We start from the raw sequence: 20,112 nt of genomic DNA on the forward strand, positions 1-20,112 counted from the left end.
CCATAACTTGAGCTAACACGCTTCATATCTGGTAATGGATGCGAGACCAACCAAGAATATGGACTGTTAAAATAGCTATCCGAAGCATTGCTTGAGCCATATTTTTTGGCTAGCGATTCATTGTTGAGTTCAACTGTTTTGGTCCGCAGCTTCACGCTAACTTTGGTTGCAGCTGGGATATCAATATCATCTGAATCAGCATAAGAGCCTTGCGCCAAAGTACGTGTTAATTGTTCAATACGATCTGTGGATACGTCGTTTGGATTAAGCTGAACCAAATCAGCGAAAGCTACAGATGCAGCAGACGCTGCTAATGAAAACGCTAATAAAATACGGCGTATATGCATAAAAAACCTCTTTTAACTGTTCTTAATTAATGTCCTTGCGTGATCTCTTCCTTGATATCTACTGAAGGATGCGCATAAGATTAAGACATAAAGATGAAGGAACAATGTATGTCTGAACCGGTAAAGCTCTTTCAACAAACAAGAAAACACTTAAAAACAGGAAACTTTACGTTTCTCTCTACACAAGTAGCTGCGTGGCAGAAACTTACAAAACTTATTCAACCGATCTTGCCCCAACCAGAGCAATGGCAAGTTGTTTGCTATGAAAATGGCATTTTAACAATTACCGGTGAAAATCAAGCCATGATCAGTCAATTGGCTTATCTTCAAAAACAGTATATTGCGCAATTATTGCCACTGGCTGAATTCAAAGATTTGCAAAAACTACAAGTTCGTTTAAGAATTCAAAACTCAGTCACCTCAAAGCCAGAATCTCTGACCAGATCCCTCAGTCCAGATACCCAAGAATTACTTCGCGGGGCTGCTGACTTTGTAAGCGACCCCAAGCTTAGCCAAGCCATGCTACGTTTGGCAAGCAATAAAAAGTAACTGACCAGTGAAACACTTTGAAATAGGTTAAATATTATGTGACACAGTTAACATTGCCATTTGTTATATTATAACGTCTGTATTAAAAGACAATAACTTATGTCACATCTACATAAGAAATCGGGCATTGAGTTTTGTCATTAAATGTTACAATTTCGTAATTGCTTGCATCACTCATGACATTGCGTAATAACTGATTATTCAAAGCATGTCCGGATTTATAGCCATCAAATTTAGCAATAATCTGATGACCGAGTAAATATAAGTCACCAACTGCATCTAAAATTTTATGTCGTACAAACTCATCTGAGAAGCGAAGCCCCTCTTCATTCACCACGCCTGTTTCATCTACGCCAATGGCATTGTCTAAACTGGCACCTAAGGCTAAATTATTGGCTTTTAGATAATCTAAGTCTTTCATAAAACCAAAAGTGCGTGCTTCACTGACTTCATAAACAAAGGTTTCGGTTGAAAAATCGATGGTGGCAGATTGATATTCTTTTTTAAATGCCGGATGATCAAAATCAATAGTGAAGTTCAGTTGAAAACCGTCATGTGGATGAAATAAAGCGCGTTTATCATCTAATAATGCAGAAACCGGTTTTAAAATTTTGATAAATTTTTTCGCAGCATCTTGTTCAGCAAGACCGCCTTGCATCAGCAAATAAATAAACGGACCAGCACTGCCATCCATAATGGGCACTTCAGAGGCGGAAACTTCAATAATTAAATTATCAATACCTAGACCTGCAATCGCGCTCATCACATGCTCAATGGTGCCAATCTTGACATTGCCTTCAACCAAATTGGAGCACATAAAAGCTTCTTGAATCAGCATGGCATTGGCAGGAAGATCCACAGACGGCGTTAAATCAGTACGTCGAAACACAATTCCCCCATCAACATGGTGCGGCACAAAGTTGATTAAAACTTTTTGCCCACTATGAAGACCAATACCACTGGCTTTCACCACGCGTTGCAGGGTGCGTTGTTTCAACATATTTACTATCATCTGCTCATCAAACAGCTATACGTTAGCATATTTAGCCATTGATAAAAAACAAAAAAGGTCGCATTGCTGCGACCTTTTGTAAAACACTGACTATCTACTTGAAGGATTAACTTTATTTACGTTGTTGATTTTTCAAATAGTCTTGAATACTCATTGGCGTTGGACGTGCGTTACCGACTGCTGGCGCAGGTGCCGCATTGGCCTCATTCTGTTGGCGCTGAATGGCCGGTACGTCATCATCATCTACTGCGGTTTGCGCGGCATTATGCGCAGGACGTGTCGCAGATTGTGCTGTTGGACGTTTTTTTGACTCCACAGCATCGGCTGAGTTACGGGTTAAACCGGTCGCAATGACCGTTACACTTAGCTCATCACGCGCATCGGGATCAAAGACTGTGCCGTAGAACACTTGACCTTCATCCAAGTCGACAATTTGATTGACCACGTCGGTAATTTCTTCAATCTCACCGAAAGTCACATCATCGCCGCCGGTCACGTTAATCAAAATACCTTTGGCATTCATGATGGTCACGTTATCAAGCAGTGGACTACGAATAGCTTGTTCAGCTGCTTGACGGGCACGGGTTTCACCGCGGCCTGAACCGACACCCATCATGGCATAACCACGGGTGCTCATTGCAGTTTTTAAATCGGCGAAGTCTAAGTTAATGTGTCCCGGACGTACCACCAAATCAAAGATACTGCGTACAGCATTCAGCAATACGTCATCGGCTTTTTTATACGCATCTTTCATGGAAATATCACGGAAGACTTTAAGCAAGCGCTGATTGGGAATAATAATTAAAGAGTCAACGTGGGCCTCTAATGCTTCGATGCCTTTTTCAGCCGATTGCTGACGACGTTTACCTTCGAAATTAAATGGTGTCGTGACCACACCCACGGTTAAAATGCCCATTTCTTTGGCAATTTCAGCCACCACAGGTGCAGCGCCCGTACCTGTACCACCGCCCATACCGGCAGTGACAAAGACCATATCCGTACCTTCAAGATGCTGACGAATAATTTCGCGACTCTCTTCAGCAGCAGTTTCACCCACTTGTGGATTTGCACCTGCACCCAAACCACGCGTGCTTTGCTCACCCAACTGGATTTTAAACTGCGCATTCATACGGTCTAATGCTTGTTTGTCCGTATTGGCACAAACAAATTTTACCCCTTGAATGTCAGACTCAAGCATGTGCTGTACAGCATTGCCGCCTGCACCACCGACACCGAATACAGTGAAACGGGCTTGACCGTTGCTATCGTTTTGATCATCTTCTAAAAATTCAAATGAGGCCATGACCTTTGGATTTCCTAATGCGTAATTGGCAGTCACTTAAGCCCGTATACTGCCTTGATCTTAATAAACAAAAATTGGGTTTTAGGATGCGGCTCAACTTCCCACTTGTCAAGTCCAAGCCGTTACACGTACAACTTCCTAACAATATTCCCAAAAAATTCAACTTAAAATATCGATTTCAACTGATTATTCAATGCGGACCATGCTCGCCCTACGCGCTTAAATACAGACAGCTTCTCAGGGTCTACAGGATCGACAATGGTGTCTTGTGTATCACTTTGACTAAACATCAGTAATCCTGCAGCGGTGGCATACTGTGAACGACGTAATGCTGCTTGTTGATGTTCTTCTGCATGTACCTGTACTGGAGGGTTGCCCAAATGAGCAGACACGCCCAACATATGCCGCGCTAAATTGACCATTCCTTCAATTTGACTGGCATCACCGGTCAAAACCACGCCATGATATAAACCATGAATGGCACCATTACGCTGTAACTCTTGATGAACTTGAGTCAAAATTTCTTCATAACGCGCAATAATAATTTCGGCTAATTCAATGCGACTGATGGTTTGCGGACCATCAATGCCCTGAAACTGGATCATATGATCCGGTTTAACCACTTTTAAGTCCACACAACCATAGGATAGTTTAATGCGTTCCGCTTCTTCTGTGGTGGTTTGTAGTACCGCCGCAATATCGCGTGTTACATGCTCACCGCCACGTTGTAAGGTATGGGTTAATGCCAGACGACCATCTAAATACACTGCAATGTTGGTGGTACCAGCACCGATATCCACCAAACACGCGCCATATTCTTTTTCATCTTTAAGTAGGCTGGCTTCAGCAGTGGCTAAACACGACACCACCATTTTTTCCACCCCAATATTGGCCCCTTTTAAGGCACGATCCAGATTCTGCATGGTGCTAATTGGTAACATCATCAGTTGATAATGCCCCACCATACTGTGTGCAGACATCCGAATAGGATTTTGCACCCATTCGGTTGAATCGTCTAGCTCAAAGCCAAGCGGCACTGCGCTAACCAAATAATGATCCGAGGTCACATGACTGGCTTTGGCCAACTCCAATGCGCGTACCACTTCACTGGTGCCAATCGTGTGTTCGTTATTCTCAATGGGCGTTCGACCAGAGGCATAAAAACTTTTTAATTCTGCGCTTGGAATAGACACCCAAGCGGAATGCACGCGGCATTCAGCCATATCTTCTGCTTCTTGTACGGCATTTTTAATTGCGGTAATGACTTTATCGAGACTTACAATTTTTCCTTTATTCATGCCTCGGTTACGAGCGGTTGCCATACCAATCACTTGGATATTGTCCGGCGCATGTACCTTACCAATCAAAACTGAAACTTTGTGTGTCCCAATGTCAATCGCAACAACCGAGGGAACAGCTTCATTCATTATCTACTACTACCATGACGTGTTTCGTTAATTTATGGCCTTAAGCCTCTATTGTATATAAAGCCGCCCAATTATGGCGTTAGCGTTCTTGCCTGTGCAATGGCTGTGTCATCACTCGTTACAACAAAGTGACTGTTTACAATGCGCGGCGCGGCTGAATTTTTCCACTGTAGTGCTAAACCATTTCTGTAGCGTAAATCGACAGAGGAAACTTTCGACCACACCGGTTTTAAATCTGTTTGGGCCAAATGACTTAAGCGTTGTAGCTTACTCATGGTTTGATCTTGATCGACAATAACGCGTAAACCGGAATCAAACTGCATAAACCAAGTCATTCGTTCGGTTAAATATAATTCTTTTAGACGTGCATTTACCGGTAGAAACAATTGATTAATTTCATTATAACGGCGCATCATCATTTTCGACTGCGTGGTAGGCCCGTGTAATAAGGGTAGTTTTTGATTATTTTGCGGTACCACTTCAGCAAAGACATCGCCGCTGTCACTGAGTAAGCGTCCACTGCCCCAACGCGCAATGGCATGACGCGGCATAACGCGTAGTCGAATTGAATTTGGCCAAGCACGCGATACCACCACGCGATCAACCCAAGACAACTCTAATGCCTGATCTCGAATTTGCTCTAAATCCGAAGTAAAATAATTTTTCGTGATCAACGGGCTAACATGACTGCTGACTTGACGCTGTTCAGCCTCAGAACGCGTGCCAACCACATCAAGTTCGGCCACACGCGCCTCAGTCATCACCGTATATAACGCATATAGCCCAACGGCCAAAACAATAATCGCAATCAGCATTAACAACCAACCGCCAATATTCAGCAGCTTTTCCTTACGGCTCGGCGGCTTATCATGAATGGAGGTAATAGCTGCGCGTTTACGACGCATGGATGCTGGAAGTTGGGCCATCGTTTAGTGAGCCACAGCGGTTAAAGTCTGCTGCAAAATAGCCACACACAGCGCATCAAAACTATATCCAACAGCTTGCGCCGCTTTAGGCACCAAAGAGTGACTGGTCATGCCCGGCACGGTATTGACTTCTAAAAGCCAAAAATTGCCTTGCTCATCCTGCATAGCATCAATACGCCCCCAACCACTGGCGCCCACCGCTTGAAATGCACGTAAGCATAAATCTTGTAGCTTTTTCTCTTCTGCGTCAGTCAATCCACAAGGAATGCCGTACTGCACATCGTTACGATTATATTTGGTTTCATAATCATAAAAAGCCACATCGGCAGGTGGCTGTAAACGAATGACTGGCAAAGGCTGACCATTTAAAAATGAAATGGTAAATTCTCGACCGGTGATCCATTTTTCCGCCATGACCACAGCATCATGTTGAATGGCTTTTAAAATAGCCCCTTCAAGATCTTCAGCTCTTTCGACCTTGCTCATGCCCACACTAGAGCCTTCATGCACCGGCTTAATAATCAGTGGCAAACCTAAGGTAGCAATCACCTCGCTTAAATCAGTCGCTTGACTGACAATTCGATAAGGTGCCGTGGGCAGCTCAGAACCTTGCCACACTTGCTTGGTCTTAACTTTGTCCATTCCAATGGCAGAACCTTGTACACCGGTTCCGGTATAAGGAATATTTAACCACTCTAAGACGCCTTGAATTTGACCGTCTTCACCGCCGCGGCCATGCAAAACAATAAACGCACGATCATAATGGACCAATTCAATCACACTGCGATCTTGTGGGTCAAAAGCTTCTGCATTTACCCCTGAACGTAATAATGCATCAAGCACAGCTTGACCACTATCTAAAGAAACCTCGCGCTCAGCAGATTTACCACCAAGCAACACGGCAACTTTGCCGAATTTTGAAGCATTTGCCACGTTTATATCCTTAAACTTTATTACTGCATGATCAAATTCAAAATCACAAATAATGATTATTTTAAATACAGATTATTGTGTGCCAACTCAATCGAGATAGCCCCCACATTACCCGCGCCTTGGGTTAATAACAAGTCATTCGCTTGTAACACTTTTTGCAGTACAGGCTGTAAATTTCCCTCGACAGGATCGAGTAAAATAGGTTCCACGTCACCGCGTAAACGAATACTACGCGCTAAGCTGCGGCTATCCGCACCGACTATCGGCTTTTCTCCGGCAGGATACACTTCTAGCAAGATTAATTGATCCACTTGTGACAATACATCTACGAAATCATCAAAACAATCCCGTGTCCGGCTAAAGCGATGCGGTTGAAACAACATCACTAAACGGCGATCTGGATGGCTGGCACGCGCCGCTTTAATGGTGGCTTCAACTTCTTTGGGATGATGACCATAATCATCCACCAATTTCACGTTCCCCGCTTCAGTGGCAAACTCACCGTGTACTTGAAAACGACGCCCTACGCCGCTAAAACCTTCCAAAGCTCGGCAAATGGCTGCATCGGAAACACCTTCATCGGTGGCAATCCCAATGGCCGCTAAGGCATTCAGGACATTGTGCAAACCCGGTTGATTTACCGTGACACGTAATGGTTCGCGACCCTTACGCAGCACCGTAAAATGTGTGCGCATGCCATCTTGATCTGGATCTATGGCACGAATGTCGTTGTCTTCATTAAAACCATAAGTCAACAGTGGACGACCAATACGCGGCATAATTTCACGAATATTGGCATCGTCACCGCAGACCACGGCTAAACCATAAAACGGAAGTTTTTGTAAGAACTGCACAAAAGTGTCTTTGAGCACATCGAAACTACCGCCATAGGTATCCATATGATCGGCATCAATATTGGTAACAATGGCTGCCATCGGATGCAAATGTAAAAAAGTCGCATCTGATTCATCGGCTTCCACCACAATATAACGACTCGCACCCAAAGCGGCATTAACGCCAGTGCGGTTTAATAGGCCGCCAATCACGTAAGTTGGATCCATATTTTCTTCGGCCAACATACAGGTGATTAAACTGGTGGTGGTGGTTTTACCATGCGTGCCTGCAACAGCAATCCCATGTCGATAACGCATTAGCTCGCCGAGCATTTCAGCACGGCGCACCACCGGAATACGCGTTTCGATTGCGGCTTTCACTTCCGGATTTTCAGGATCAATCGCGGTTGAGACCACCAATACATTGGCATCTTTAATATTTTCAGCACTGTGCCCAATATAGACCTGAATACCATTTTCTTCGAGTTGTGCTGTGGTTTTTGAGGCTTTGATATCAGAACCCGACACTTGATAGCCTTGGTTTTTTAACACTTCTGCAATGCCGCACATGCCTGCACCACCGATACCCACAAAGTGAATATGTTTAATACGGCGCATTTCAGGCACTTTAATTAATTTTTTTGCTTGATCAGCAGGACTAGAAGGAGACATAGATTACTCGAATTTACAATTCTTGAATTAAACGAACCACATGTTGTGTGGCATCAGGCTGTGCTTTTTGACGCGCCTTAACTGCCATTTCAGACAATACGGGGCGATTCATCAGTGGGGTGAGCAATGTGGTTAAATGCTCTGGCGTCATAATCGCTTGTGGGCAAATTTTTGCAGCATGAATATCGGCTAGAAATTTGGCATTTGCAGTTTGATGATCATCCACTGCACTGGGCAAGGGTACAAAAACAGCCGCCACACCTGCGGTGGCAATTTCAGTCACAGTCAATGCGCCAGCGCGGCAAATAATTAAATCAGCATTGGCATAAGCCTGCGCCATATCTTCAATAAACGGTTGTACTTGCACCTGCATATTTTCCGGTGCATGCACATACGCAGCTTGGGTGGCCTCGAAGTGGTTTTGTCCACATTGATGAAACACCTGCATCGGTACATCAAGCTGTTTCAATGCTTCGGGTAACGTTTGATTTAGTGCCTGTGCGCCCAAAGAGCCGCCAACTATCAAAATTTGTAACGGCATACCGGCTTGAGCGCGTTGTTGATAACGCCATGCGGGATTTAAAATTTCTGTAATTTCTTGACGCACCGGATTGCCCGTTGTGACAATTTTCTCACTGGCAGGAAAAGTATGCGGAAATGCCTGACAGACCCGTGTGGCTATACGTGACAGTTGCGTATTGGTAAAACCGGCAATCGCATTTTGTTCATGAATAATCACTGGAATACCTAAGGCACGTGCAGCGAGCCCACCGGGCCCCGCCACATAGCCTCCAAAACCCACCACGCTGTCAATTTTAAGCTGTTTCATATACCGCATAGCGGCAAGCGTGGCTTTTAAAATTTTAAACGGCGCCAATAATTTTCGGGCGATGCCATTGCCACGTACACCTTGAATATCAATTTGATAAATTGGAATATTTTGGTTTTTTAATAGTCGGTTTTCCATGCCCGTCGGTGTGGCTAACCAAGAGACAGTGATGCCTTGTTGCTGTAATTCTTTTGCAACAGCGAGTGCGGGGAAAACGTGTCCGCCTGTCCCTGCGGCCATCATCATTACATGTTTAGGCGTTGTTTGCGTTGCGTCAGTCACAGTCTAATTCTTCAATTCAAAATAAAGGCAAAAGAAAATTCATTTTAAGCATTCAATTGTAATCACAAACCACTCAGGCGGGGAAGCATATTTACTTTTTTTCAACACGCGCTGCATTGTTTTTTTCTGCGCAGTTAAATGTTTAAACTGGTTTTATTGTTCAGCTAGACAAATATACAAGCTTATACGGGTTTATTCAATTTATTCGTATGGTTTTAAATGGTCGACATATTAATCGATTTTAATCGCTTAGTTGGCATTAAAAAAGAGCCTTAATCAGGCTCTTTTTTAATGCATCAGATAATTTAAGCTTTGAGGCCTTGTTCTAAAACATCAAATAGATCGTCAGCAATACTGGTGCCAAACTGATCATCAATTTCACGGATACAGGTTGGACTGGTCACATTAATTTCAGTGACGTAATGACCAATCACATCCAAGCCCACAAAAACCAAACCTTTTTCACGTAATAATGGCCCAACTTTGGCGGCAATCGCTTTATCACTTTCAGTTAATGCGCGTGCTTCACCTAAACCGCCGGCAGCCAAGTTGCCACGCACTTCACCATTTTGCGGAATACGCGCCAGACAATACGGTACAGCTTCGCCATTAATCATCAAAATACGTTTATCCCCCTCGACAATTTCCGGAATATAACGCTGCGCCATAATCGGCTGCGTGCCATTGTTGGTTAACATTTCAATGGTTGAGCCAATATTAATGCCGTCTTGATACAAACGGAAAATGCCCGTACCGCCCATGCCATCCAGAGGTTTGACAATCACATCCACCTGCTCTTTCAAAAACTCACGGATTAGACCTTCATTTGAGGTGACCAACGTCGGCACTTGTAGTTCAGGGAACTGCGTTGCAAATAATTTTTCATTACAATCACGTAGGCTTTGCGGTTTGTTAATAATCCACGCACCTTCACGTTCTGCCTGCTCTAAAATATAAGTCGTATAGACAAAGTTCATATCAAACGGCGGATCTTTACGCATCAACACCACGTCGTAATCGGCAATTAATTGTTTTTGTTTAGCGCCCAACTCATAATAATGAGCGTGATTTTCAAACACCTGTAAGGGAGAAATCAGAGCAAATGCTTTGCCCTGTTCAATATACAAATCTTGCTGCACTGCATAACCCAATTCGTGCCCACGGCGTGCCGCAGCCCACAGCATCGCCATGGTCGAATCTTTTTTCAGGTTAACGTTTTCGATGGGATCCATCACCACAAGTACGCGCATATCGATCTACTCAGATATTTTCAATTGGCAAAAGTATAGCGAAATTCAAGCGCTTTGTTTCACCAAGTTATGTAACTATAAGATGATAAAAAAGTGATTTCATTCAATTAAATATTCAATGCGCTGTATTTAAATCAATCCAGCCAAGTGAATTTTATCTCTGCGTTTTATGCCAACAGGCGTTGAATATCTTTGGCAATTTTTTCAGGTTTGATGATCGGTGCATAACGTTTAATCACTTCACCTTTTTGATTAATTAAAAATTTGGTGAAATTCCACTTAATCCGCTGAGTGCCTAAAATTCCTTTCGCCTGCGTGCTTAAGTATTGATACAGCGGATGCGCGCTCGGCCCATTCACATCGACTTTGGCAAACATCGGAAATGAAACCCCATAATTACGTTGGCAAAAACCGCCTATTTCCGCATTGCTTAATGGATCTTGATGAGCAAATTGGTTACAGGGGAAACCTAAAATAACCAAACCCTGCTGTTGATAGTCTTGATAGAGCTGCTCTAGACCTTCAAACTGTGAGGTTAAACCGCATTGGCTGGCGGTATTGACAATAAGTACAACTTTATCTTGATACGCGGATAAATCTTGTGACTGCCCTTCTAAAAGTTCAGCCTGAAAATCATAAATTGTGGTCATCAATCATCTCGCTTTGATTAAAAAATAATACCTTTAAAGCCGTACGGTTAGAACTGCTTAAATTACCAATAAACCTTGCTGCAATTAATATTGCACACAATTTAATTGTGTGCAATATTAATTGCAGCAAAAAATGAAAACAAACGTATTTTTAAAGGTTAAGGTTAAAGTTTAGAGCCACCATAAAATGGAGATAAAGACATGCAGCAGGCAATTATTGGTTTTCACGTGGATGAAGAAAATGATTGGGTCGCAGATTTAGCCTGCGGGCACGGACAGCATGTGCGGCATAATCCACCGTGGCAAAACCGTCCTTGGGTGATGAGCGAGCAAGGGCGGCAGGAAAAATTAGGCATGATGTTAGCGTGTAAGAAGTGTGATGATGAAGGTCATCAATAATTCAACTTTCTCTGTTTTCGAATGTGATCAATAAATGGTTTTTTACGTCGTTATTTAAATATATTTTCTGTTGTATTGCAGCGTGGCTTCTTTAATTCACTTGAAATATTAACGAAAGCTTTAGCCAATGCAACTTCAAAAAGTGCTCTAATTCTTCAAAAATAAGGCCCTATTCTCTATAGAACCCTATTAAGAATCAATAGTTTATCTTAATGCTTAGATTCCATATTTCACACGGTAATCTTCCATTTTTGCTAAAGCCTCTTTTTCGCCTTTAGCCGCTAAAAAGTCCATTAAATCTTTCATGGTAATCAGTGCATGGACTGGAATTTCTAATTCTTTTTGCACTTCTTGAATGGCAGATAAGTCGCCCTGACCTTTTTCTTGACGATCCAGCGCCACCAAAACACCAGCAATTTGTGCACCGGCATGTTTAAGCACTGTCACCACTTCACGAATAGCTGTTCCTGCGGTAATCACATCATCAATAATCCAAACTTTTTGACCTTCAACAGATGCGCCCACCAACATACCGCCTTCGCCATGATCTTTGGCTTCTTTACGGTTAAAGCCCCACGGCATGCTTACGCCATGATTTTGTGATAAAGCCACTGCGGTTGCCGCCACAAATGGAATGCCTTTATAGGCTGGTCCAAAAATCACATCAACATTGTCGCAAGTATTGAGTTTATCGGCATAGCCTGAAGCTAAAAGCGTGAGTGCATCGCCATCATTGAGCAAACCGGCATTAAAAAAATAAGGACTCACCCGACCTGATTTTAAAGTAAACTCACCAAATTTAAGCACACCGCGTGATAAGGCAAGTTCGATAAATGCTTGAGGGTTAAAAGTCGCTTGCGAGGTCATGAGGTGCTCCAAAATTCATAAACTGAGGTAAGACCTGCGCATGATACCAAAGAGTAGCTATCCAAGTGACCAAAAAATTCTACGCGTCGTTTCAATTAACGTAAATGGACTGCGGGCTGCTGTGACCAAAGGTTTACTTGAATGGTTAGAACAGTCCGAAGCCGATGTGATTTGTATGCAAGAAAGTCGAATCACCCATGCGCAGTGGACTGAAAAATTCAGACCTGAAGGTTGGCATACGCATCTATTTCCAGCCGAACGCGCAGGTTATGCCGGCACGGCCATTTATAGTCGCTTACCCTTTGTGTCAGTGACCGATGGTTTGGGCTTTGAACTGGCCGATTCGCAAGGGCGTTTTATTAGCGCAGAATTCGATTTGGGTTTAGATAAACCCGTGCATATTTGCTCACTGTATCTGCCCTCTGGTTCCTCCGGTGAAGAAGCGCAAGCGCGTAAAGATCACTTTTTAGATCAGTATCAAGATATTTTAAAGCAATGGCGCGATGAAGATAAATCGGTCATCGTCTGTGGCGACTACAACATTGTGCATAAGCGTATTGATATTAAAAACTGGTCGGGCAATCAAAAATCGTCTGGTTGCTTACCGCATGAACGTGCATGGCTCGATCACCTTTATGATGATTTAGGTTATGTCGATACCTTTCGCGAAGTACGTCAAGAGGCTGAAGTTTATTCGTGGTGGTCGAATCGCGGTCAAGCACGCGCCAACAATGTCGGTTGGCGCATTGATTACCAAGCCTGCTCACCGGACTGGAAAGCACGTACTGTCAACGCTTGGGTCTATAAAGAGACATGGTTTAGCGATCACGCACCGGTGATTATTGATTACCAAATTTCATCTCTAACCCAGTAATTAAGTGAACACTTGTTCACTCAAACATATCTAAATGCCTACAGTGCTTGACGCGTTTAAGTATTTTTATACATCTTATTTAAGCGCATTATTGCTTCACGGCAAAAGGATACGTCAGGACGACAGCAAAAGGACAGGACGCCGAAGGATGGAAACAAAATAAATGGCCTAGGTGGTTTATTTTGCAAGGATGTGACAACGGACGTTACCGTGAGACCCGCATGATCAGGATGATTAAATGCGGGTTTTCTCTTTTTTAAGACCTGTATTTTAAATTTTCAATGCCTTTTTCTAGATCACCAGTTTGGTACATTAAGATGTCATTTTGATGACCTCTTGCGCTTATTTACATGCAATGCTCTATCTTGACCCTAGAGCTCAGTTGAAATTTTCGCTAGGCTGGTCAATCACAGACAATTTTATAGGCGCTGTATGCTGAAAATTTATGGTATTAAAAATTGTAATTCAATGAAAAAAGCTTTTGATGCATTAAACGCTCAAGGCTTAGCTTATGAATTCCATGATTATAAAAAACAGGGCATTGATGCTGAAACGGTAAAAGCATGGTTAGATGCCGTCGGGCAAGAAGTCATTCTCAATAAAAAAGGCACCACATGGCGTAAACTCAGTGCTGAAGAACAAAGTGCAGCATTGGGCAGCGAAACCGGATTAATCAGCGCATTAACCACGCACAGCAGCTTAATTAAACGTCCGGTACTACAAACGGAACAAGGGTATATCGTCGGTTATGATGAAGCGGCTTATCAGGCCCTTAAATAAGTGCTCCATAGTTGCAATGCGAGATATAAAAAAGCCTAACCGAAATCAGCTAGGCTTTTCTTTTTTACAGCTTAACTTTCACTTAGTTGGCACGAACCCAAGTTTGGTTACGACCTAAAGCGGCAACGCCAATAAAGCCACGAAGTTGTAATTTCTTACCGCCTTCGATCATTTGGCCTTTCAACTTATAGGTTTTACCTGATTGAGGATCAAGAATAGTGCCGCTCTCATAGGTGTTATCGCCGTTATTTTTTAAACCATGCACAATCTTTAAGCCTTTCAAAGATTTGTTATGGTAAGGCCCTTCACATTTCGAGCAGGCTTTTTCTTCACCTGGCGTCAAGATACTTTGGATGGTTGCAGACAATGTGCCGTTTTGTTGCTCAGTAAATTTCACCACGGCTTTCGGTTGTTTTGTTTTATCGTCGATCGTTTTCCAAACGGTTTCGTTTAGTGGATCGGCAGCGTTGGCCAATGCTGTGAGTCCGAGCAATCCTAGTGCAAGTGCGATTTTTTTCATTTTTGTTTATTTCCCTAGTCTAGTTTAAGACCTAATCATTATTAAAAAGTCACAACATTTTTGCAATTTTTGCGTGTGACCATTTAGTGTAACCTTGTAACTTGTGTTGGTAAATACAACTGCATTTTACGCCAGAAATAACAAGATGGAAAAACTATGAAGATAAGCCCATTGTGGAAACAATTAATTACAGAGGGCATTTTAAAAACTGCCATTCGTAAACCCAGTCAATTTAACTTACCGCCCCATTCTATCCGTTTTGCTTTGGAGCAAATGTGCCGCGCCTTTCCGTGTAATAAGCAAGTTCAGATCAGATCACTGCGCTTAGCGGGCTTTCCTGCTGAAGAAATTAAACCACAAAATGAAGCAACGCAACTCATTTTACATATTCATGGCGGTGCGTTCTTTTTAGGCTCGCTTAATACCCATCGTGCGTTCTTAAGCAACGTCGCGGCACGTACGCAAATGCAAGTCATTCATGTCGATTATCCACTTGCACCGGAGCATGCCTATCCTGAAGCGGGCGATGCTCTTTTTGAGGTCTATACCACGCTCTTGGCACAAGGAATTCAGGCCAAAGACATTATTTTATCCGGTGATTCTTGTGGTGCAAATCTGGCTTTAGCGCTGGCTTTAAGAATCCAACAAGAACAGTTGCCGCAAGTGGCCGGTTTGATTTTACTCTCACCGTTTTTAGATTTGACCTTAAGCAGTGAGTCTTTGCGTTATAACGCCAAACACGATGCCTTGTTATCGATTGAAACCTTAGAAACAGGGATTGATTACTATGTGCCTAAAGCCATCGATAAAGCAGACCCCAGCGTATCGCCGTTATTTGCCGACTTAAGCGGTTTACCGCCGACCTTGGTACAAGTGGGTTCAAAAGAAATTTTATTAGATGATGCGCAGCGCTTTAAAGAAAAAGCGGAGCAGGCCAATGTTGCGGTTACCTTTAAACTGTACACTGGAATGTGGCATGAGTTTCAGCTGTTTCATGCGTGGTTTGATGAAGCACAGCAAGCCTTAGCTGACTTGGCCGAATTTGCCCATCAACTGGATCGAAATTAAGTCAAAATTGTACACGCCTAAAGATCAACTCTGATCTTTAGGCGTTTTCACTGGCCGATAAGGCTCTAAATAGTTTACCCAAGCCTGCTCTTGTAAAGCAGCATCCATCCACTGCTGAACCGCAGCATGCTGACGCATGGTTTCTACATATTGTTGGGCAGAGGCACTTAACGGCAAGCCATAGCTCAGTAAGCGCATCACCACGGGTGCATAAAAGGCATCCGCAATGCAGAACGCACCACATAAAAAACCTTGTGCATGCGGTCGCTGTGCCCAAATAGACTCAATCCGTTCAACCTCTTGACGCAGCTGTGCATTTTGCTGCCATAAACGCTGACCGACTTCGCTTAAGTTGGCTTGAATATTCATGCCACAGTCACTGCGCAAATGAGTAAAGCCACTGTGCATTTCGGCAGAAATACAACGTGCATGTGCGCGTAGCTTGCGCTCTGTTGGCCACAATGCCTGCTGTGGATGTTGCTCGGCCAAATACTCACAAATAGCCAAAGAATCCCACAGCACTACATCCTGATCGATTAATACCGGCACTTTGCCATTGGGATTAATCGCCAAAACATCTTGCTTAAACGTTCCCGTATTGCGTTCTGCGGGAAAGGGCAACATTATTTCTTTAAACGGCAAATCAAAGGCCTTGAGCACCAACCATGGCCGCATGGACCAACTCGAATAATTTTTATTGGCGATATACAGCTGATACATAGCTTATTGCTCCACTGCCTGCGCGAAACGTGTCACTTGTTGCAGTAATTCAGCCTCGCTAAATGCGCCAGTTAAACGCAATGTCCGTATTTCTTGTTTGCGGCTATCTAAAAATAAATAAGTCGGTGGGCCTAAAATATCCCATTGATTAAGCAAGTTTTGATGCGCGGCATCAAAGCTGCTTAAATCCAGTTTAATTAAATAGTATGCGGACAGCGCTTGCTGAACATCTGCGGATTTTAAAATTTGTTGCTCAATCGGCTGACAAGCCACACACCAATCGGCATAGACATCAATCACAATGGCTTGCTGGGGCGGTGCCGCGCTTAACACCTGTTGAAATTCAGCCGCGGTTTTAGCCACATGCCACATGGCATTGTTGGCTGTGTTTTGCGTCACAAAGAAACGCTGACTTTGTTGATATTGGCTATAAGCCACATACGGCACAGCAATCACTAAAGCAGCAATATACAGCCATTGAAACGGTCTCTTGTGCCGCTTAACACGTAAAGCCACATAACCAATAAAACCTAAACCCAAACCTAGGCTTAAGCATTGTAGCCATGCCTCTGACAGTAAAGGACGGATAAAATAAAGCGCTAATGCCAGCATAATAAAGGCAAAAAACACTTTTACTTGGTTCATCCACAGCCCAGCTTTGGGCAATACTTTGGCACCTAACACACTGGCCAATAACAGCGGTGTGCCCATACCGAAACCTAAAGTAAATAGCAACACCGCGCCTTGCCACTGACTTTGGGTTTGTGAAATAAACAACAATGCGCCAGCCAGCGGTGCGGTCATACAGGGGCCGACCAACAATGCCGAGAGCATGCCCATGACCGCCGCGCCAAGTAAGTTGCCGCCTTTTTGTACTGCATGCATGCGATCTAAGCGGTTCACCACGGCATGCGGTAATTTAATTTCAAACAGCCCAAACAAATTGAGTGCAAACAGCACAAATAACAGGCTAAAAGCGATTAAGGTCGAAGGTTGTTGCAACCAACGCTGAAAACTCAAGCCGGCAGAAGATGCAATTAAACCTAAGATGGCATATACCGTGGCCATGCTGCTGACAAAGACCAAGGCAATCAGCCAAGCTTTAGCACCTTTTGTGTCGCGCACAATCAGTGAGGTTAAAATAGGCAACATTGGCAGGGAGCAAGGTGTAAAGGCCAACAATATACCTAAACCAAAAAATAGTAATAAACCATAAAAGAATGAACTTTGTGCCAGCTTTTCTGACCATTGCTGATCTTGTGCGATACTTGCTTGTGCTGCTTTTGGCTGGGTGGCGAGCTGATTATTTTTTGCTAAAAAATCTGTTTTTGGTTGCAAATTTTGATTGGATGAAGAAGCCAAATCAAGTAAACGTTTGCCCGATTTGGCTTGGTTTTGCAACAGCACCAAACCATCTATGTCAGTTTTAAATTCAATGCTTTGCGGTGGATAACAAATTCGATCTTGTGCGCAGCCCTGCCACGTCACTTGATAGGTTTTTAACGCTTGAGTGGCAATGCTAAATTCAACTTGATCAAAATAAACTTGAGTATGACCATAATTATCATCTTGCAATGCTGTGGCTTTGGGCAAGGTTAAAGGCAGTTTTTGACTGCCCTGCTGGACGCTGAATTTATGTTGATATAGATAATAACCCGATGAAATATCCCATTTTAATTGGGCCTGATGCGGCTGATCCGACAGCACGGTAAAAGAAAAAGCATCCTCGGCTGAACGCAGTTGATCATCCGCACTGAGCGTCATCGAAAATAATAAGATCATGCTCAAAAGCACAATCTGAATCAGAGAACGATGCGACAAAGAAAATGAATTACGCAGCGCTACAGGATGCTTTTTTATATACATGGCAACAGTTCTATCTAAATTGTTCTATTAAAATAAGAAAGCGATACCTAAACCCGATTGATAGCTTTTATGCTGACCATTTAAGCTCACCCCCACACTGCCATCCATTTGTACTCGTTCATTCAAGGCATACATCAGACCTGAACCTAAGGCATATTCATAAGGTGTGCTTTCGGCTTTACGATAGACCAATTCAGAAAAACCAGACCATTTATCTGCAATTTTATAGGTAATGGTTGGCACCGCCATCACTGCCCAATCGCTGTTTTGTGCTTCATAACGCATGGTGATTGAGGTATTGATTAAATCACTATACTCATACGCCACAGCTGAAGTTAAGCTATAAATATCGTCATGCTGACTAAAACCATCATTACCGGTGGCCAAAATAGCTTCAGCTAAAATGGCCATAGACAGCTTGTCATCATCTAGATTAATCGCTTTTTTCAGACCAATACTGATATCGCCTAAACCATCCTCTTCAAAGGATTCACCGGCGCGTTTAACTTTGCTCCATGCTGGACCTTGCCAGCCCAATTGCAGCTCTAAGTCTTTGGCTAAACCGGTGCGAAATAACATGTCAGCATTTAAAGCCAAAGTTTTTTGTTTGACACCGTCGATACGCTCTTCGTCATAACGGGCGCTGGGCAAACCTTGTTCCCATGCCAACTGACCGATGGGAGTAATACCGGTGCCAATGCCTGTACCGGGGCGATCAAAAGAAAAATCGGCGGCAAATGCATTGATGCTGAAACCCGCCACCAGCATAACACTGGCTGTTTTTAGTGCTGACATGATTATCTCGCTAATTATGCTAATTCTTTGGTCATTTTAGCGCCGTGGCTACGGAGCAATTCTAGAGTATTTTTTTCTTCCGGCAATGCTTCTGACCAGTTAATCGCGTCAAAATCACAATCGAAAAATAAATCACTGATGGAAGATAAAATGGTTAAGCCTTCGTCATCTTTGCTATTCGGATCAACTTTTTCATCCAATAAGCGTTGAACTGCCGGCACACAGGCAGAACTGGCCGCATCCCAAAGTGGTCCATACAACTCTTCTGCATCCCACAGGTGTAGGTTGGCTTTGGCCTCAATCAGGGCCTCTAAAATGGCCATATGTACGATTAAATTTTGTTGTTTTTCGGCCTCAGATAATGGTGTACCCGCTTCATGGGCTTCACAAATGTGTTCCCACCATTTAAATAAACCATCTGACCACACTGAAATGACCGGACCTTTTTCAAGATCAATAAAGTTAGGGCTCAGCCCTTCTGCTAAAAGACGTTGTACTTGAGCAAGGTCTAATTCTTCTATGGCTTGGACCAAGACTTGTTGTTGCGCTGTTAACATGCAAAAATTCTCTTTCATTGGTTTTAACCCATTATGCCGAATAAACCGAGCGTTGTTATACGTAAATCTATAACTGGTCTCTTTTATTGTTTTAATTTTTAAATCGCAGGCATAAAAAAAAGCTCCGCAGAGCTTTTTTATGAACCATCAATACAGAGCCACTTAGTCGTCTAAAGCACCGGCATCGCTGTCAGCAAATTCTAATGCAGCGGCACGGGGATCATCTCTCTTTTGAAATGAATGTTCTAAACTACGTTTTAAACGATCAATGGCGCCATGCATTGCAGTGTCTACATTATGGCTACGATGATTCACCACCACCGGTTTAAGTCCAGCTGGACGCGCTTCAATCATACAGTGAATATCGTCTGCTCCGCCCTTTCCGGCATTTTCATCACTTAAATGTACGGAAAAATGGGTGATGCGTTCACTATGACGCTGGAATGCTGCATTTAGTTCTGCACGAACATAAGTAATTAAACGTTCATTATTTTGAATATTTTTATCAGTACGGATTTCAATGTTCATATAATATCATCCTCTTGCTTTATTTAAATCTTGATGTGCAAAACTTGTATCTTGGCACGTTAACTTTGCTGTAAAAAACAGCGCTAAACATCTTCAACTTAGTTTGGAACGAATCCCTCCCCCAT

The 20,112-nt window shown here is 43.2% G+C and carries 21 protein-coding genes and 1 pseudogene; 5 read left to right on the forward strand and 17 right to left on the reverse strand.

Features of this window, described 5'->3' with window-relative positions; all coding sequences use genetic code 11:
* A pseudogene (locus SE27_RS14325) lies at positions 1-347 on the reverse strand (M23 family metallopeptidase); the annotation flags it as partial.
* 108 nt (positions 348-455) lie between these two features.
* On the opposite strand from SE27_RS14325, the gene SE27_RS01510 reads away from it, so the two are divergent.
* Positions 456-896 (forward strand): hypothetical protein, encoded by a 441-nt coding sequence (locus SE27_RS01510; RefSeq protein ID WP_039620229.1) that lies wholly within the window; start codon positions 456-458, stop codon positions 894-896.
* A 97-nt stretch (positions 897-993) separates the two neighbouring features.
* Here SE27_RS01510 and lpxC read toward each other — a convergent pair whose 3' ends face one another.
* The 9 genes from lpxC to SE27_RS01555 all read right to left on the reverse strand — a co-directional run bounded on the left by lpxC (position 994) and on the right by SE27_RS01555 (position 11,013).
* Positions 994-1,896, reverse strand: a complete 903-nt coding sequence (gene lpxC / locus SE27_RS01515; protein WP_039620230.1) for a UDP-3-O-acyl-N-acetylglucosamine deacetylase — start codon at positions 1,894-1,896, stop codon at positions 994-996.
* Between the two features lie 124 nt (positions 1,897-2,020).
* Positions 2,021-3,211, reverse strand: coding sequence for a cell division protein FtsZ (gene ftsZ / locus SE27_RS01520; protein WP_039620232.1), 1,191 nt, complete (start codon positions 3,209-3,211; stop codon positions 2,021-2,023).
* Positions 3,212-3,375: 164 nt separating this feature from the next.
* A complete protein-coding gene (gene ftsA / locus SE27_RS01525) occupies positions 3,376-4,638 on the reverse strand; it encodes a cell division protein FtsA (RefSeq protein WP_039620234.1) in 1,263 nt (420 codons plus the stop codon).
* A gap of 71 nt (positions 4,639-4,709) precedes the next feature.
* Positions 4,710-5,564 (reverse strand): cell division protein FtsQ/DivIB, encoded by an 855-nt coding sequence (locus SE27_RS01530; protein WP_039620237.1) that lies wholly within the window; start codon positions 5,562-5,564, stop codon positions 4,710-4,712.
* A gap of 3 nt (positions 5,565-5,567) precedes the next feature.
* On the reverse strand, positions 5,568-6,497 hold the full coding sequence (locus SE27_RS01535; protein WP_039620239.1) for a D-alanine--D-alanine ligase: 930 nt from the start codon (positions 6,495-6,497) through the stop codon (positions 5,568-5,570).
* A 56-nt stretch (positions 6,498-6,553) separates the two neighbouring features.
* On the reverse strand, positions 6,554-8,002 hold the full coding sequence (gene murC, locus SE27_RS01540; RefSeq protein ID WP_039620240.1) for a UDP-N-acetylmuramate--L-alanine ligase: 1,449 nt from the start codon (positions 8,000-8,002) through the stop codon (positions 6,554-6,556).
* A 13-nt stretch (positions 8,003-8,015) separates the two neighbouring features.
* Positions 8,016-9,113 (reverse strand): undecaprenyldiphospho-muramoylpentapeptide beta-N-acetylglucosaminyltransferase, encoded by a 1,098-nt coding sequence (murG, locus tag SE27_RS01545; protein WP_039620241.1) that lies wholly within the window; start codon positions 9,111-9,113, stop codon positions 8,016-8,018.
* A 305-nt stretch (positions 9,114-9,418) separates the two neighbouring features.
* On the reverse strand, positions 9,419-10,363 hold the full coding sequence (gene gshB / locus SE27_RS01550) for a glutathione synthase (RefSeq protein WP_039620242.1): 945 nt from the start codon (positions 10,361-10,363) through the stop codon (positions 9,419-9,421).
* Positions 10,364-10,530: 167 nt separating this feature from the next.
* Positions 10,531-11,013 (reverse strand): glutathione peroxidase, encoded by a 483-nt coding sequence (locus tag SE27_RS01555; RefSeq protein ID WP_039620243.1) that lies wholly within the window; start codon positions 11,011-11,013, stop codon positions 10,531-10,533.
* A 201-nt stretch (positions 11,014-11,214) separates the two neighbouring features.
* On the opposite strand from SE27_RS01555, the gene SE27_RS01560 reads away from it, so the two are divergent.
* Positions 11,215-11,412 (forward strand): DUF3565 domain-containing protein, encoded by a 198-nt coding sequence (locus SE27_RS01560; RefSeq protein ID WP_039620244.1) that lies wholly within the window; start codon positions 11,215-11,217, stop codon positions 11,410-11,412.
* Between the two features lie 216 nt (positions 11,413-11,628).
* On the opposite strand, the gene pyrE is transcribed toward SE27_RS01560, so the two are convergent.
* Entirely contained in the window at positions 11,629-12,279 is a 651-nt protein-coding gene (gene pyrE, locus SE27_RS01565; RefSeq protein WP_039620245.1) for an orotate phosphoribosyltransferase, read from the reverse strand.
* Positions 12,280-12,319: 40 nt separating this feature from the next.
* Here pyrE and SE27_RS01570 point away from each other — a divergent pair, with 40 nt between their 5' ends.
* Both SE27_RS01570 and SE27_RS01575 read left to right on the forward strand, forming a co-directional pair.
* Positions 12,320-13,153: an exodeoxyribonuclease III gene (locus SE27_RS01570; RefSeq protein WP_039620247.1), complete on the forward strand. Its 834-nt coding sequence runs from the start codon at positions 12,320-12,322 to the stop codon at positions 13,151-13,153.
* A gap of 432 nt (positions 13,154-13,585) precedes the next feature.
* Positions 13,586-13,933: a Spx/MgsR family RNA polymerase-binding regulatory protein gene (locus SE27_RS01575; protein WP_039620249.1), complete on the forward strand. Its 348-nt coding sequence runs from the start codon at positions 13,586-13,588 to the stop codon at positions 13,931-13,933.
* A gap of 82 nt (positions 13,934-14,015) precedes the next feature.
* Here SE27_RS01575 and SE27_RS01580 read toward each other — a convergent pair whose 3' ends face one another.
* Positions 14,016-14,453, reverse strand: coding sequence for a DUF2147 domain-containing protein (locus SE27_RS01580; protein WP_039620251.1), 438 nt, complete (start codon positions 14,451-14,453; stop codon positions 14,016-14,018).
* Between the two features lie 156 nt (positions 14,454-14,609).
* On the opposite strand from SE27_RS01580, the gene SE27_RS01585 reads away from it, so the two are divergent.
* Complete coding sequence (locus SE27_RS01585; protein ID WP_039620254.1) at positions 14,610-15,521, forward strand: alpha/beta hydrolase; 912 nt, start codon at positions 14,610-14,612, stop codon at positions 15,519-15,521.
* A 24-nt stretch (positions 15,522-15,545) separates the two neighbouring features.
* On the opposite strand, the gene SE27_RS01590 is transcribed toward SE27_RS01585, so the two are convergent.
* The 5 genes from SE27_RS01590 to SE27_RS01610 all read right to left on the reverse strand — a co-directional run bounded on the left by SE27_RS01590 (position 15,546) and on the right by SE27_RS01610 (position 19,987).
* Positions 15,546-16,241 carry a glutathione S-transferase family protein gene (locus tag SE27_RS01590; protein WP_039620256.1) on the reverse strand — a complete coding sequence of 232 codons (696 nt, stop codon included), beginning with the start codon at positions 16,239-16,241 and terminating at the stop codon, positions 15,546-15,548.
* A 3-nt stretch (positions 16,242-16,244) separates the two neighbouring features.
* Complete coding sequence (dsbD, locus tag SE27_RS01595) at positions 16,245-18,023, reverse strand: protein-disulfide reductase DsbD (protein ID WP_052251741.1); 1,779 nt, start codon at positions 18,021-18,023, stop codon at positions 16,245-16,247.
* Positions 18,024-18,134: 111 nt separating this feature from the next.
* Positions 18,135-18,902: a transporter gene (locus SE27_RS01600; RefSeq protein WP_039620258.1), complete on the reverse strand. Its 768-nt coding sequence runs from the start codon at positions 18,900-18,902 to the stop codon at positions 18,135-18,137.
* A 14-nt stretch (positions 18,903-18,916) separates the two neighbouring features.
* A complete protein-coding gene (locus SE27_RS01605) occupies positions 18,917-19,459 on the reverse strand; it encodes an ankyrin repeat domain-containing protein (RefSeq protein WP_039620260.1) in 543 nt (180 codons plus the stop codon).
* A 162-nt stretch (positions 19,460-19,621) separates the two neighbouring features.
* Positions 19,622-19,987 carry an HPF/RaiA family ribosome-associated protein gene (locus SE27_RS01610; protein ID WP_039620261.1) on the reverse strand — a complete coding sequence of 122 codons (366 nt, stop codon included), beginning with the start codon at positions 19,985-19,987 and terminating at the stop codon, positions 19,622-19,624.
* Positions 19,988-20,112 lie beyond the last annotated feature (125 nt).

Source organism: Acinetobacter harbinensis (assembly GCF_000816495.1).
Taxonomy (GTDB): Bacteria; Pseudomonadota; Gammaproteobacteria; order Pseudomonadales; family Moraxellaceae; genus Acinetobacter; species Acinetobacter harbinensis.